This window comes from Celeribacter neptunius, assembly GCF_900113955.1.
Classification (GTDB): Bacteria; Pseudomonadota; Alphaproteobacteria; order Rhodobacterales; family Rhodobacteraceae; genus Celeribacter; species Celeribacter neptunius.
Genome location: NZ_FORH01000003.1, coordinates 379,064 through 393,869, shown reverse-complemented (window position 1 = coordinate 393,869; position 14,806 = coordinate 379,064). Strand labels below are relative to the sequence as shown.

The following is a 14,806-nucleotide window of genomic DNA, read 5'->3' as shown; positions in this document are numbered from 1 at the left end:
CGATTTCGGCCAGGGGGTGAACCGGCCTGCTGTGTCGGGGCATCGGATCGGGGCGCTTTGGACGCCCCGACCCCAGATTGATTACTCGACCGGTACGGCGGCCAGTTCGGCTTCATCGTGGTGGTGATGTTCTTTCACCGGCCTCATCAGAAGGTTGGCGAAGAAGGCCACGACCAGAAGCGCCGCCATGCCATACATGGTGGTGTTGTAGAGGCTCGGGGTCGGATCTACGGTGCCGGCGGGAGCGATCTCCATCAGGCGGGCAATCGTCACCGTGTGGGCGTCCACCAATTGCTGCAACTGGCCGATCGGCGCACCGAACGTGTCGGCGAAGACACCGGGGTCGACCCGCGCGGCCAGATCGTTGATTGCGTTCGAGACGGACATCTGCCGCAGCGATGTGATCGCCAACGGCCCGAGAACCCCCGCGGTGGACCATGCGGTCAGGATGCGGCCATGGATCCCGCCCACATGCATGGTGCCGAACATATCCGCGAGATAGGCCGGGATCGTCGCAAAGCCACCGCCATACATCGAGAAGATGATCATCGTCGCCAGGTAGAAACCGATCAGGTAGATCGTCGACGGTGCCGAGGCGCCGGCGCTGGCCAGATAGGGGATCGACAGGTAGAGCAGAATCCCCAGCACGAAGAAGCACATATAGGTTGCCTTGCGGCCGATGAAATCCGAAGTCGAGGCCCAGAAGAACCGCCCCACCATATTGAAGACCGAGATCATCAGCACATAGGTCGAGGCAAAACCCGCAGTCACGATCAACGGCATGGTGGTGCCGAAAATCTCGCTCATCATGGTCTTTGCCACCCCGATCACGCCGATCCCGGCGGTGACATTGAGGCAGAGCATGAGCCACATCTGCCAGAATTGCGGTGTCTTGAGCGCCTGATCGATATGGACGTTGTTCTGGGTCACGAGACCCGAGGCGACGGGCTTGGGTTCCCAGCCTTCGGGTTTCCAGCCGTCTTGCGGGACGCGGTATTGGAAAGAGGCGAGGATCATAACAATGAAATAGACGATCCCGAGCGTCATGAAGGTCGCCGCCGCACCGGTATCACCGGTCCCGACCGCATAGACGCCGGCCTGCCCGCCAACCTCGGCGGCTTGCTGGGCCGAGGCGATCACCACCTCGATCTTGCCCGCCGCCGTTTCGGCAAAGAGCCGGCCATTCTCGACCACGGTCGCCACGGCGTCCTGGGTGCCGAGATAGTCGGGCGCTTTCGCGAAGACACCAAGCAGCCATCCCTTGACCGGGGCGGCGATCATCGCGCCACCGCCGAAGCCCATAATGGCCATGCCGGTGGCCATGCCGCGCCGGTCCGGAAACCAGCGGATCAGGGTCGAGACGGGAGAGACATAGCCAAGCCCCAGGCCGCAGCCGCCGAGCACGCCATAGCCGAGGTAGATCAGCCAGAGCTGGTGGCTTGAAATTCCGAAGGAGCCGATGATGAAGCCGCCGCCCCAGAGAAAGGCCGCCACGACGCCGACCATGCGCGGGCCGACCTCTTCCAGCCATTTGCCGGCAAAGGCCGCCGACAGGCCCAGAAACACGATGGCCACGGAGAAGATCCAGACCACGGAACTCAGGCTCCAGTCGCTGGCGGCGGGCGAGACGACGCCGTGTTGCCGCATCAGCGCCGGGTTGAACACCGACCAGGCATAGACCGAGCCGATGCAAAGATGGATGGCGATGGATGCCGGCGGCACGCGCCAGCGGTTGTAACCGGGTTTTGCGACGATGTGGCTCTTGTGCAAAAAGCCGAGCGCGCCGCCCCCTTGGACGTTACTCATGGTGTTATCCTCCCTGTTCGTCAGATCGTTGCCGTCCGCGCCCCCTCCCGGGGCGGGTGCGGTCAAACCGGCATGCGACCGCATGCCACGGGGAGAAAATGGTCAAGACATCTTTCCTGTGTCAAATAAATAATATAATTAAAACAGATACTTGGAATGACATTCTGGCCATTTGTTCCGATGTGGCACGGGCAAATCCGGACATCCTGTCCGCGCACCTTTGCCGGGCGGCGGCAATGTGGGACATTTTGTCCGAATTACTGCGGATCGGTCTGCGGCAGGAAAATCGTGAACAGGCTGCCCTCGCCGGGCACCGAGCTTGCGGTAAGCGTGCCACCGGCATGTCTCACCAGCGTTTGACTGATCGACAGGCCGAGCCCGGTGCCCTGCGCCTGTTTGGTGGTGAAGAACGGATCGAAGATGCGTCGCAGCGTCTCGGGGGCTATGCCGGTGCCGCTATCTGCCACCTCGATTTTCACGCCTTTCGTCACATCGCGCACCGCCAGCGACAGCGTGCCGCCCTCGGGCATCGCATGCACCGCGTTCAGGATCAGGTTGACCAGCACCTGCTGCAGCTCGGTCCGGGCCATCAGGACGTTCTTGTCCGCTGCCATATCGGTTTCGACCACGATCCCGTTGGTCGCGATCTGATGGCGGGTCAGCACGAGACAATCGCGCACGACCTCGGCGGGCGAGATGACATTGGCGGCGCCGGAATATTCTTCGGGGCGCGCGAAATGCAGAAGTTTGGAGACAATCGAACCGATGCGATAGATCTGATCGTCAATCAGCCGAAACTCGGTCTCGACCGCCTCGGCATGTTCGGCCAGCAGGCTGCGCGCCACTTCGACGTTGCCCTGAATGACCGCGATCGGATTGTTGATCTCATGGGCGACAGAGGCGGTGATTTCCCCGACGGCGGCGAGTTTTTCCGAGATGATCAGTCGCTCGGTGGTTTTCTCCAGTTTGCGATTGGCGGCGCGCAGATCGGCGGTGCGTTCCTCGACCTTCTGTTCGAGACTGTTGGCCCAATCGCGCAAGAGCCGGTCGCGCTCCTGGATCTGGTCGAGAAGATCGTCGAAATGCCCAGCGACCTGCGCGATCTCGCCGCTATCCCCGGCATCGCCGTTGCGCGCCTGCAGGTCCCCGGCCTCGACCCGCGCGATAGTCTGGGTCATGCGTTCGAGCGGCAGAAAGATCCGCCCGGCCCATCTGAGGAAAATCGGGACAGAGACGGTGGCGATCAGCAGGAACACCAGGATGATGGTCAGGATCGAGACCGTCTTGGCGTGTTGAAACGGGGTCTCGAGATAGCCGACATAGAGCATACCGACCCGCGTGCCGAAACTGTCGACAATCGGCTCATAGGCCGAAATATACCAGTCATTGACCACAAAGGCCCGGTCGAGCCAGACCGATCCTTCATCCAGAACCCGGGCCCGCACGACGGCGGAGACACGGGTGCCAAGCGCGCGTACATTTTCGAACAGGCGCACATTGGTCGACACGCGCACATCCTCGAGAAACAGCGTCGCCGTGCCGCGGCTGCCCTCGGGCAGGCTCTGTTCGCGATAGACCAGTGCGTTGATCGTGTCGATGAAATCGAGATTGCGATTGAGAAGCCGCCCGCCGACCAGCGCCGCTCGGCGGCCATCGGGCAGGTGCACGGGGGCGGCGGAATGGATGATCATGCCGCGATCCTCGACCTGCCGCGCGGTCGCCACCGCGGCGACGGTCGGGACCAGACGGATTGCCGCCTGATCTGCCAACCCCGGCGAGAGCTGATCGAGCGCCTCCGCAGAGAGGATGTCAATGGCGCTTTCAGCTCTGCCGTTCCAAGCCGCCCGCACCACTGGCCAGGCGCCGGGTTGAAACCCGCCGGGGCTGGTCTCTTTCGTCGCGAGATAGAGAAAGTCGAGTTGCAAGGCCACGCGCCGTTCCGCCAGCAGAGCTGCGAGCGCGGTCTTCTGCCCGAGTGCCTGTTGCAGCGCGACCGATCCCGCCACCGCATCCAGCCTTTCGCCGGACATATCCATCAGCCGGGCCAGATATTGATCCGCGATGGTCAGATCGCCATTGACCTTGGAAATCAGGATGTCGTCAATCTTGCCCGACCAGCGCATCATGGTGCTGCCGAGCAGCAGCGGCAACAGCACCAGCATCGGCAGGAGCGCGATGACCAGCAGGCGCACCCGCACCGATCGCAACACAGACCAGCGCCGCGCCACCGCCTAAAGCCCCCAGGCCGCGCATTTGCGGTCGATGGTCTTGCGCGAAACCCCAAGCCGGCGGGCCGCCTCGGTGCGGTTGCCGTCCACCGCGTCGAGCGCGCGCAGAATTTCGCGCCGCTCCACCTGATCGAGCGGCGCAATCGCGGCGCGGGCGATCTGCTCGCCGCCGAGCGTTTCAAGTGGGAACCCGCCAAAGATCAGTGCGCGCTCGATGAAATTGCGCAGCTCACGGATATTGCCCGGCCAGTCGTAGCGCAGCATGGCTGCGCGCGCCGCCGCGTCGATCTCGAGCCCGGGCAGGCCGAGCCGATGCGACAGGTCGTCGAGAAAAAGCGCTGCCAGCTCCAGAACATCCGTGCCGCGATGCGCCAGAGGCGGCATCTGAAGATTGAGCACGTCAATGCGGAAAAACAGATCCGGGCGGAAACGTCCCTCGGCCACCTCTTGGCGCAGCGACCGCGCGCTCGCCAGCACGAAACGAATGTCGAGTTGCAGGCTGCGCTCGGTGCCCACTGGCCGGACCAGCCCGTCTTCCAGCACCCTCAGAAGCGCCATCTGGGCCGGGCCGGACAGGTCCGCCACCTCGTCGATGAACACGGTTCCGCCCTGGGCCGAGGCCAGAAGCCCCTCGCGCGCCGCGGCCGCGCCGGGGTAGGCCCCGGCGGCATGTCCGAAAAGCTCCAGCTCGATCATCTCGGCCGGGATGGTGGCACAATTGACCGGCACAAAGGGCCGATCCGCGCGTTTCGAGGCGGCGTGAAGATGGCGCGCAGCCACTTCCTTGCCGGTGCCCGATGCGCCGGTGATCAACAGCGGCGTGGTGACATCCTTCACCCGCTCCAGCGTGGTGCGAATCTCCTCGATTTCCGGCGATCCGCCGAGCAACCGGTCGCGGTGACGCGCTCCGAGATCGCATTGCTCGAGCTCGCGTCGCAGCAGCCGATTTTCCCGCCGCAGCATCGCGGTCTGCTGACAGCGGCAGACCGCGTTCAGCAATTGGTTGGTGCGAAACGGCTTGAGGATGAAATCCGATACGCCCGCCCGCATCGCCTGAATCGCGGTCTCCAGATCGGCGTAGGCGGTGACCATGATGACATCGGTGACGCCACCGGTGGTTCTTTGTTCCGCCAGCCAGTCCAATCCCTTCTGTCCCGGCATCATGTTGTCGAGCAGCATGATGTCGAAATGCTGTGCGGCCAGCTGTGCGGCGGCCTCTTCGGCATTCGACGCCTCGGCGACCGCCCGGCAATGCGGGGTCAATGTCTTGACCAGGAAATTTCGCATCCCCGGTTCATCATCCACGACCAGCACGCTGACCTGCGTCAATGACGCGGTCAAAAGGCTGTCGTGGGGGGTACCAGCCTCCTCCACCGGACCCTCCCTTTCTTTGTCTCTGTTTTCGAGCATCATGACGTTTGCAGCGTGGGCGTCTAGGAAAAATTATTCCTTCCTCAGGGCAGGCACAGGGATGAACGTGTGAACGAGCCCCTGCTTGCCAAGCTGCGCTAGGCCCTGGTCCTGATCTGTGCGTGGCGCGATGACCCTAACCATAATCGCCCGTACATGAGCCTCGACGGGCTCTCCCCGCGGGACCATCATCAACGGTCGAAAGAAGACCTAAGCCTGAGCCGTGCGAACTGACAAATGCGACGGCACGAGAGGTGAGCCATGTATTCGCTGAGGTTTGCCTGGCCTGGGTCAGAAATGCCCACCGTTTGGGGCGGCAGTGCGTGACGGCGCGCACTGATTTGACTCACTTTTTTGCCCCTATTCGATCGAGTCAACTCTCACGAATATCTCCATCATTGTGCTCGGTGCAGCGCTTCCGCATGGTATGTCACTTGCGGAATACGCCCATCGTGGCGCCTATCCGCTTTTGGAGCCAGCGCTCCTGGCCGGAGGCTTCGCACTGGCGGCCCATCCGTTTTTGCGGGAACATCGGCTGATCCACCCACTGATGGTCCTCTATGTCGCCCAGAACGCGGTGCTCTGTCTCGCGGCGCTGATGCGGCTCGATCTCTATGTGCAGGAATTCAGCCTGACCTACCTGCGCGCCTACTCCCTGATCTGGGTGGGACTTATTGCGCTGGGGCTCTGTGTGATGATCAGGCAGATCAGTGCGCTCAAGAGTCGAATGTGGCTCGCGTTCCGTCTCGTCGTTCTGGCTGGGCTGGTCCCCTACGCTGCGAGCTTCGTCAATTTTGCGGGCGCGATCGCAGAGCATAACCTGACACGCGGCACACAGGACTATGGCTATATTTGCGAGCTTGGCCCCAACGCGTTCCATGCCGCGCTGGCCTCAGGTCAAGGTGAGGCTGTTCTGAGTGCTTATGATCAGGACCCAATAGGGGGGCAATTCGAGGAGTGCGGGATCTTTCGCGACCCGATCACGAGCTGGCTGGAATGGGGCTTTCGCAAATGGTGTGTGGGCCATATCCTTCCCTCCGAATGCAAGTGACAGATATTCGGGCAAAGCGACGTGAAAATACTTTTGGTTGATGATGATCCACGGTTGCGCGGTCTGTTATGCGTAGCCTTGGAGCGGTCCGAATTTTTCGTCGCGACGGCTTCTGATGGGCAATCTGCGCTGCGCGAGGCGGCACGCGGGGGGCCGGATCTCATCATTCTTGATGTTGGACTGCCCGAGATGACGGGTTCGAAGTCTGCCGACGTCTGCGTGTGCAATCAGATGCCCCAATTCTGTTTCTCACGGCCCGCGATGACGAGATCGACCGCATTCTCGGTCTCGAGCTCGGCGTGGATGACTATGTCACCAAACCTTTTAGCCCGCGCGAGGTGATCGCGCGGGTCAAGACCATCCTGAAACGCTCCGGTGGCAAGCGTTCCATCCAGACGCGCAATTACCCTGAACATGAAGCTCAAGCAATGTCTGGTCGCCGGCCAGGCGTTGCCGCTGACGGCCACGGAATTCGAGCTTCTCGCCGCCCTGATGGAAGATCCCTCTCGGCTTGTTTCCCGCTCCGTACTGTTCGAGAGCGTCTGGGGGCGCCAAAGCGCCGTGTCTGATCGCACGCTCGACAGTCATCTGCGCAATCTCAGACATAAACTCGCGGGCGCAGGGCTGCCCGATATCGTCAAAACCGTGCATGGCCAGGGTCTGCGCCTGGGAGCACTCGAATGAGCCGGCGCTGGCGCCCCTCTCTGGGTTTCGTGATCGGAGGGGGGCTCTCGGGCGCCTTGCTGGTGTCCCTGTTGGGGCTGGTGGCGTTACGTTATCTTGGGCCCGAGATCGGGTTTCGCAAAGCGGCCGTTATTTTGGCGATTGGTATTCTGGTCACGACTGCCACTCTTGGCTGGCTGATGGTGCGCCTTCTCCTGCGCCCCATTGCGCAGCTCAGAGATTATGCCGCCAGCCACGAAGCGGGGCAGATTGCCCCCCGACCGCAGCATTTCGGGACGCAGGAAATCACCCAGACAGCCGAGGCGGTGATCTCTATGACCGAAGCGTTGCGGGATCGGGAGGCGACGGTCCGCAGCTTTACCGATCATGTGGTCCACGAGTTGAAAACGCCGATCTCGGCGATCCGGGCCGCGACAGAATTGCTGGAGGACAGCGCGACGCTGATCGGTGAAGACGCCGGACTGCTGCAACAGCTCGATGGCGCCCGCGCGCAGATCGAAGCCCAGCTCGAGTCTCTGCGCGCTATCGCAAGGGCGCGCGAGACCCGTTACATCGGGAAGGTCAGTTTGGGCGACGTCGTCGCATCGTTGCGGGATCAATTCACAGATGTGGCGGTGATCTGTGCCGCCCCGCAAGAGCCTTTACCGATGGCAATCGAAGGGGTGCAACTTGTGTGCTCCCAGCTCCTGCGAAACGCCCGAGAGCATGGCGCGAGCCGGGTTGAACTTTCCTGTTCAGAGCGCGCCGGACGCGTCATCCTTGATGTAAAGGACAATGGCGACGGGGTCTCTCCCGGACATGCTGCGCATGTTTTCGAGCCGTTCTTCACCAGCCGTCGACAGGCAGGTGGCACCGGAATGGGGCTTGCCATCACGCGCAATGTGCTTAAGGCCCATGGGGCGAAGATCGAGCTTCTTTCTGCTTCAAGAGGCGCCCATTTCCGTATTTCGTTTTAGGGTCCCCACGTTCGGCTGAGCTGGGTGGCTCCGGATGTCAGCCTTTCGACGAGCCCGGCGATCTCGGATTTGAGTGCCTTCACCGGCACGCCGACGAAGCGGCCTTAAAGACCTAGTGCAGAGGTCTGCAAGGCACATCAAATTCTGAGGGTGTTCGGCAGAACACTTTCAGTTGCAATTAGTTGCCGCTGTTCGCAGTTTCGAGGCGTTGTGCGTCGTCAGATAATTTGGGACATCTGGTGCGGGTCCAAGGTCAGCCAGAACACGGCATGAATTGGTCTGACCTGCCACGGGATTTTTCCTCCACGATCGGCTAAAGACCGGCCCAACTTGAGGACGGACAATAAAGCGAATGAGCTTCATGGACGAACAGATGCTCGACCTCGCCGCGATGAAAGAGCTGGGTTCAAAAAAGCGGTGACGATGAGCCATCTCACGCCATTGGTCCGAGTGACAATGGCGAATGCGTGAAGCGCGAGGCGGTCGCGCATCTGAAGTTCTTGCTCGGGCTTTCGGAACGGCCGGATGCGGGATGTGCTGCTCAACGAGATGATGTTCCGCAATCTCGCCCATGCGCGCCTCGTGATCGCCGCCTGGGCCAGCGACTACAACACAGAACGCCCGCATTCGGCCTGGATTACCAGACCCCAGCAGATTACGCGCGGACCCTGACCACAGCAATCACCCGACCTGGCTCGCGCGAGATGAAAGCTCCGCGCGCCGGGCGATTGCTCAGCTCCTGCCAAATGGCGTAAACAACCCTCGGAGTCCGATCGCGGTTGGATGAAAGTTCAGTGGCAGGTCACGCGCCCTAGAGGTTTTCCCACGGCTGCGCTCGGCCTTGGACGCAGGCTATTCTAACTCGTCAGGCAAGGCGTCTATAATTCTATGAGCACCTCACATCCTGCTCAACTCTGGTTCTGCGACTTCACGTTGCCTACGAACTTCCCGGGATTCATCAGACCTGCAGGATCAAGCGCAGCTTTCAGGCGGTGATTGAGTTCGGTTTCGATCTCGGGACGATAGGCCGAAATTTCATCCGCTTTCAGAAGCCCCACACCATGTTCCGCGGAAATCGAGCCGTTAAAGGACATGGCAATCGGGTAGACGATCTCGTTGATCGGGTCCCAATGCTCCAGAAAGGCCTGTTTATCCATCCCGTCGGGCTGGGTGAAGTTAAAGTGAACATTGCCATCTCCCACATGTCCGAAGGCGCAAGGATGAATGCCGGGCATATAGTTTTCGACGGCTTGGGTTGCCTCTGCGATGAACGCGGGAATGTCGCTGACGGGCACGGAAATATCGTGTTTGATCGACCCGCCTGCGCGTTTCTGCGCCTCGGGCGTGCGTTCCCTAAGTGCCCAGAGACGGTCGCGCTGATCAAGCGTTTCCGCAACAACTGCATCTTCGATCAGGCCGTTTTCAAAGCCCTGTTCGAGAATGGTCTCGAAAACCTCGCGCAGATCGGAGCCTTCCCGCGAGGTGGACAGCTCGACGACAGCGTACCATGGCGCGCGCTCGGACAGCGGAAAGACGCCCCCGGCATGATCGCAGACGATGCCACATGCGAAATCGGACAGGAGTTCGAAGGCCGTGACTTGATCGCCGCTCAGACGGCGGGCCAGCGACAAAAGCCCAAGGGCCGCTTCGGGCGAGGGCAGGGCACAAAACGCGGTCTGGACCTCAGCGGGCGCAGGGAAAAGTTTGAGAATGGCGGCGGTGACAAAACCGACGCTGCCTTCGCTGCCGATGAACAGATGCTTGAGCGCAAAGCCGGAATTGTCCTTGAGCAGTGGACGCATGCCGTTCCAGATGCGACCGTCCGGCAAAACCACCTCAAGTCCGAGGGTCAGCTCGCGGGCATTGCCGTATTTCAACACGCCGATTCCACCGGCGTTGCTTGCAATATTCCCGCCAATCGTACAGCTCCCCTCCGCGCCGAGCGACAGTGGAAACAGACAGCCCTCGGCGGCGGCTGCGTTCTGAATATCGGCAAGAACAGCCCCGGCTTCGACGGTCATCGTGTAATTGACCGGATCGACCGCACGAATGCGGTTCATCCGTGTCATCGAGATCAAGACCTCGCCACCTTTCGCGACGGCCCCGCCGACCAGTCCCGTGTTGCCACCTTGCGGCACCATGGGCACGCCGTGAGCATGACAGAGACGCGCGGCAATCGACAGCTCTTCCGTCGTGGCGGGGGCCACGGCGAACGTCGCGTTGCCCTCGAATAGCGCACGTTCCTCCGCAAGAAGCGCCGCGAGCCGGTCGGGATTGGTGATCACCGCCGCTTCAGGCAGGGCCGCGCGCAATGCGTCTTTCAATGTCTCGAATGTCTGCGGGTCGATCAGGGGCAGGGCGGTCATCGGGGTCTTCCTGTGCTTTATGTGGTCTTTGTGGCGCCGTCACCGGGTGGTCAGCAGAGCCTCGTGGAGGGTTTCGGCGGCCCAACCGGGGGAGTGCGCCACGAGGGCATCGGCCCAGCGGATCAGGACCTCTGGTCGTGTTTCCCATGGCGTCAGGGCCAGGACGTCGCGTGTTCTCTCGATCATTGCGGCATCGGTCCAAGGCGCCTCCGGGTCGCCGCGTCGAAAGCTGCGGCGCTCGCTTTGCGGGCCGGAGGGGGTCTCAAGACAGACTTCGGCGGGACGTTCCTTGGGGAAACGCGCCGTCATGGCGGCATCTGCGACAAGCGTGACGTCCTCGGCGCGGCGCTGAATTTCCGGGTCGACCACAAGCGCTTCCGTCAGACCGGCAAGGCTTGGGGGCTTGCCGCAGAGCGTCGCGGCAATACAGAAGCTGGTGGAGAATTTTGCCTCGGCGACCGTCGTCGGCGCTTGGCGCCCGGCAATCGCGAGGGCACTTTCTGGCAAACGCACCGTGACCGGACCGGCTGCCGCAGCGTCTTGGGGCACCCGTCTGGCCAGATCGGCGGCGCAGTCGAGGGCGGAATGCATTTGACCGCACACGGGCCAGCCTTTGATCGTGACGGTATGGATCAGAGGGGCGCCATCGGGTGCCAGCCATGCAGCATCCGTGTCGGTGAGGTGCCATGAGGCACGCATGCCACGCGGGCCTTCGAGAATGCGTGGCGCGCCAGGAAGGCCGGATTGGACCAGTTGCACGGCCTGAAGCCCGTTGCGCACCGCCATGGCGGCATGAAAGGCTTTGGACTCCGTGCAATCGTCGTCCAGCAAGGCCCAGAGACCGGCGGCCTGCGTGCCGGCATGACCAAAGGCGGACAGGGTTTGCTCGGGGCTGAACCTAAGCGCTCGGGCGGCGGCGGCGGCGGCGCCAAAACTGCCTGCGGTCGCGGTCGAATGATTGATCGCATAATGTGGGGCGCCGAGATGAGCACTGACGCGGATCACCGCCTCGTAGCCCGCCACGATGGCGGCGCAGACCGTGGCTGGATCGAGGCGATGGGCTTCGGCCAAGGCCATCACGGCGGGGAGTACCGTGATGCCGGGGTGGTTGGTGGCGTCGCGATGGGCGTCATCGACCTCCCAGAGGTGACTGAGCGCGGCATTGGTCATTGCGGCGGCTATCATGGGATGTCGCCCGGAGGTGCCGATCACGCGCAGCGGGCCTTGCTCCCCGGGGGAGAGAAAGGCGGTTTGATAGGCGGAGAACAACGGATGCCCGGTGCCCGCCAGCGCCGCCGATCCCCAATCGAGAACCGTGCTGCGCAGGCGGCTCGCCAAGGCGGCGTCATCAGGATCTACCATATAGCCTGAGACGAACGCGGCGAGCGGGACAAGGTCGGGCGTGCTCATGCGGCGCCCGTTGTGACGGGTAGTTCAGAGCGGCTCTCCTGCCCCCATTCCGACCAGGAGCCGTCATAGACGGTGACCGTGGGAAGCCCGGCGGACTCTGCCGCCAAAGCAAGCACGGAGGCGGTAACCCCGGAGCCGCAGCTGGCGATGACGCGCCCTTGATCAGGAAGACCTGCGGCGGCCCAGATGTTGCGAATGTCCTCGGCGTCGCGATATTTGCCGTCGGTCAGAACCTGATCGAAGGGGATGTTACGTGCGCCGGGCATATGGCCGGAGCGCAGGCCGGGACGGGGTTCCGGCTGGCTGCCTTCGAACCGGGGCGCACCTCGGGCGTCGACGATGGCGGTGGGTTGACCCGCTTGGCCGTTGACGGCCTTAAGAACGTCTTCTGCGGAGGCGAGACGCTCCGTTGCGGGGCTTGCGGTGAAATCACCCGGTGTCGCGGCGGTTTCGGGGCCGGTCTCGATGGGGCCGCCCGCGTCTTTCCATGCTGGCAGGCCACCGTTCAGCACGCTGACGGCGTCATGGCCCATGGCTTTGAACATCCACCACGCGCGCGGGGCCGCGAAAATCCCGGCGCCGTCGTAGATCACGATCTGCGAGCCCGCGGAAATCCCGAGGGCGCGGGCGGCGGCCTCAAAGGTCTCTGGCGTGGGCATCATATGCGGCAGATCGCTGTCGTGATCCTTGATCTTGCCGTCGAAATCGAACCGTTTGGTGCCCGGAAGATGCGCGGTCTCGAACTCGGCTTCGGGATCGCGGGGATCAGCGGGCATATACCAGCTGGCGTCGAGAAGGACGAGGTTGGGATCGCCCAGACGGGCGATCAGGTCCTCAGGGGAAATGAGCGATGTCATTCAGTGAACTCCTTGGAACGTAAGTCTGTAAGATTAGGCGGGATCAATCGCGGTCTTGGCGCGGAAGCGACCGAGAAGTGGCGGCAACACGAGCGACAGGACGGCTACGAGCAGGATGGTGCCGGAGATCGGCCGGGTCACGAAGGGCAGGACGGAGCCCTGGCCAAAGGCCAAAGCGAGGCTGAGCTGTTCTTCGGCCATCGGGCCCAGGATGAGGCCGAGGATGACGGGCAGAACGGGCACGCGGGCGATGTGCAGGAAGTAGCCCAAAAGCCCGAAGCCCAAGAAACAGTAGACATCGAACATCCGGTTGTTGAGCGAATAGCACCCGACGGTACAGAGGATCAGCAGCACTGGGATCACATATTGGCGCGGCACTGAGATCGCTTTCATCGTCAGCGGGATGAAGAAGTGATAGATGACAGTGCAGAAGGCGAAGGCCACGAAGAAGGCAATGAAGATCACCCAGATCAGATCGCCATGGTCCCGGAACAGTAGCGGGCCGGGGTCAATGCCATGCAGCATGAAGGCACCGAGCATCATCAGGGTCGAGGCATCGCCCGGGATGCCAAGCGTCAGCATCGGGATCAGTGCGCCGCCCATCGAGGCATTGTTGGCGGCCTCCGGCGACATCACGCTTTCGGGCAATTCGCCGGTGCCGAATTTTTCGGGCGTTTTGCTGGCGCGTTTGGCCTGACTGTAGGCGACGATGTTGGAAAGGCCGGGGCCGACGCCTGGGAGAATACCGATGATCACGCCGATGAAGCTCGACCGCAGAAGGTCGCGCTTGCGGGACATCACTTCGCGGAAGGTGCCAAGGAAGGTGCGGAGCTGGAAGTCGATCTTGAGGACTTTGCCTTTCTGCCCAATATCATCCGTATCCGCCAGAAGTTGGGAAATTGCGAAGAGGCCGATTAGGGCGGGCAATTCGTAAAACCCGGATTCGAAGGCGGTGAAGCCGAAAGTCAGACGTGTCTGTCCTGAGGCTTCGTCGAGGCCGACGAGGGCAAGGGCCAGACCTATGAAGGCCGCCATGAAGGCTTTGACGGCGCGGCCTTTCGCGGTCATCGCGGAGATACAGGAAAAGGTGAACACCACCAGCGCGAAGTATTCCCAAGGCCCGAAGGACAGTGCCACTTTCGCCAACAGCGGTGCGATCAACACCAGAGCAAGCCCCGACAGTGTCCCGCCGATCATCGAGGAATAGACGGCCAAGGCCAGCGCGCGTGTCGCCTGGCCCTTGGCTGCCATGGGATAGCCATCGAGACATGTGCCCGCAGAGGCGGGGGTGCCGGGGATGTTGAGAAGGATCGCGCCGACGAGACCGCCCGAAATGGCCCCGCAATAAACCCCCATGAGAAGAGGCAGGGCAAATTCGAGATCCATCGCATAGGTCAGGGGGACCATGAGGGCGATGGCCATGGTCGAGGTCAGGCCGGGGATCGAGCCGATCACAAGACCGCCTGCGACACCGCACATGATCGCCAGCAAGGTCCAGGGTTGAAAAACGTGGGAGGCGCCCACGAGCATCAAATCATACATATCGTGTCCTCAGGGCAGGAAAGCTTGGAGATAGACGACAAGCAGGAGGTAGATCAGCGCGAGGGTGCCGAGCGTGACCAGACCGGCGACGATCGCGAGCTTGGGGTTGCGTACAGGTGCCAGCAAAACCGTGGTGACAAAGCAGAAGGCCGCCGTGGAGACCATGAAGCCGAGCGGTTTCATGCTGAGCAGATAGACAATGAACAGCGCCAAAAGCACCACGCGGCGCGGACGGAAGGCACCACGCCATGTGGACGCGAAATCCGGTTGTTCGGCATAGATATTGGACATCAGGGTGCGGGCGGTTTCGATCACGCCGGTCAACAAGCCGAGGCCCAGAACCAATTGGGGATAGAACTTCGCGGAGGTTATGCCTGAGGCACTGAATTCTGTCAGATTGCCGATCTGCGTGAAGCCGATCAGCATGACAAAGAGATAGACCGCCGAGAAAAGAAGGTCTGTGGTACGCATCGCGCCACCTTTCGAAAGTGAGGAA

General features: G+C 62.0%; 12 protein-coding genes and 3 pseudogenes. 6 read left to right on the top strand and 9 right to left on the bottom strand.

Features of this window, described 5'->3' with window-relative positions; translation table 11 throughout:
• Window positions 1-81: 81 nt before the first annotated feature.
• The 3 genes from BM151_RS10630 to BM151_RS10620 all read right to left on the bottom strand — a co-directional run bounded on the left by BM151_RS10630 (window position 82) and on the right by BM151_RS10620 (window position 5,408).
• Window positions 82-1,806, bottom strand: coding sequence for an OFA family MFS transporter (locus tag BM151_RS10630; RefSeq protein WP_090060776.1), 1,725 nt, complete (start codon window positions 1,804-1,806; stop codon window positions 82-84).
• A gap of 257 nt (window positions 1,807-2,063) precedes the next feature.
• On the bottom strand, window positions 2,064-3,968 hold the full coding sequence (locus tag BM151_RS10625; RefSeq protein ID WP_090060774.1) for a sensor histidine kinase: 1,905 nt from the start codon (window positions 3,966-3,968) through the stop codon (window positions 2,064-2,066).
• A 69-nt stretch (window positions 3,969-4,037) separates the two neighbouring features.
• Window positions 4,038-5,408 (bottom strand): sigma-54-dependent transcriptional regulator, encoded by a 1,371-nt coding sequence (locus BM151_RS10620; protein ID WP_245781176.1) that lies wholly within the window; start codon window positions 5,406-5,408, stop codon window positions 4,038-4,040.
• Window positions 5,409-5,492: 84 nt separating this feature from the next.
• Between BM151_RS10620 and BM151_RS21835 the strand changes: the two are divergent.
• The 3 genes and pseudogenes from BM151_RS21835 to BM151_RS22015 form a co-directional block, all read left to right on the top strand.
• Window positions 5,493-5,678, top strand: a pseudogene (locus BM151_RS21835) (integrase core domain-containing protein); the annotation flags it as partial.
• A gap of 166 nt (window positions 5,679-5,844) precedes the next feature.
• Window positions 5,845-6,495 carry a DUF4153 domain-containing protein gene (locus tag BM151_RS10615; RefSeq protein ID WP_177213095.1) on the top strand — a complete coding sequence of 217 codons (651 nt, stop codon included), beginning with the start codon at window positions 5,845-5,847 and terminating at the stop codon, window positions 6,493-6,495.
• A 21-nt stretch (window positions 6,496-6,516) separates the two neighbouring features.
• Window positions 6,517-6,791: pseudogene (locus BM151_RS22015) on the top strand (response regulator); the annotation flags it as partial.
• On the opposite strand, the gene BM151_RS22010 reads toward BM151_RS22015, so the two are convergent.
• The gene (locus BM151_RS22010; RefSeq protein ID WP_425429547.1) at window positions 6,723-6,911 is read right to left on the bottom strand and encodes a hypothetical protein; all 189 of its coding nucleotides are present in this window, start codon (window positions 6,909-6,911) and stop codon (window positions 6,723-6,725) included. The pseudogene BM151_RS22015 and the gene BM151_RS22010 sit on opposite strands and share 69 nt — an antisense overlap.
• Here BM151_RS22010 and BM151_RS21985 point away from each other — a divergent pair.
• From BM151_RS21985 to BM151_RS10600, 3 genes and pseudogenes are all read left to right on the top strand, one after another.
• On the top strand, window positions 6,910-7,179 hold the full coding sequence (locus BM151_RS21985) for a winged helix-turn-helix domain-containing protein (RefSeq protein WP_342714564.1): 270 nt from the start codon (window positions 6,910-6,912) through the stop codon (window positions 7,177-7,179). The two genes, BM151_RS22010 and BM151_RS21985, sit on opposite strands and share 2 nt — an antisense overlap.
• Window positions 7,176-8,135 (top strand): HAMP domain-containing sensor histidine kinase, encoded by a 960-nt coding sequence (locus tag BM151_RS10605; protein WP_090060674.1) that lies wholly within the window; start codon window positions 7,176-7,178, stop codon window positions 8,133-8,135. The genes BM151_RS21985 and BM151_RS10605 overlap by 4 nt, the downstream gene beginning before the upstream one ends.
• Before the next feature lie 516 nt (window positions 8,136-8,651).
• A pseudogene (locus BM151_RS10600) lies at window positions 8,652-8,922 on the top strand (integrase core domain-containing protein); the annotation flags it as partial.
• Between the two features lie 121 nt (window positions 8,923-9,043).
• On the opposite strand, the gene BM151_RS10595 reads toward BM151_RS10600, so the two are convergent.
• Genes BM151_RS10595 through BM151_RS10575 form a run of 5 tightly spaced genes read right to left on the bottom strand, consistent with a single transcriptional unit; the run spans window position 9,044 to window position 14,781 of the window.
• Window positions 9,044-10,501 carry an FAD-binding oxidoreductase gene (locus tag BM151_RS10595; RefSeq protein WP_090060673.1) on the bottom strand — a complete coding sequence of 486 codons (1,458 nt, stop codon included), beginning with the start codon at window positions 10,499-10,501 and terminating at the stop codon, window positions 9,044-9,046.
• Between the two features lie 39 nt (window positions 10,502-10,540).
• On the bottom strand, window positions 10,541-11,911 hold the full coding sequence (locus tag BM151_RS10590) for an MmgE/PrpD family protein (RefSeq protein ID WP_090060672.1): 1,371 nt from the start codon (window positions 11,909-11,911) through the stop codon (window positions 10,541-10,543).
• On the bottom strand, window positions 11,908-12,768 hold the full coding sequence (sseA, locus tag BM151_RS10585) for a 3-mercaptopyruvate sulfurtransferase (RefSeq protein ID WP_090060671.1): 861 nt from the start codon (window positions 12,766-12,768) through the stop codon (window positions 11,908-11,910). Before sseA ends, BM151_RS10590 begins: the two co-directional genes overlap by 4 nt.
• A gap of 33 nt (window positions 12,769-12,801) precedes the next feature.
• Window positions 12,802-14,310 (bottom strand): tripartite tricarboxylate transporter permease, encoded by a 1,509-nt coding sequence (locus tag BM151_RS10580; protein WP_218151356.1) that lies wholly within the window; start codon window positions 14,308-14,310, stop codon window positions 12,802-12,804.
• A 9-nt stretch (window positions 14,311-14,319) separates the two neighbouring features.
• Entirely contained in the window at window positions 14,320-14,781 is a 462-nt protein-coding gene (locus BM151_RS10575) for a tripartite tricarboxylate transporter TctB family protein (RefSeq protein ID WP_090060670.1), read from the bottom strand.
• Between the last annotated feature and the right edge of the window lie 25 nt (window positions 14,782-14,806).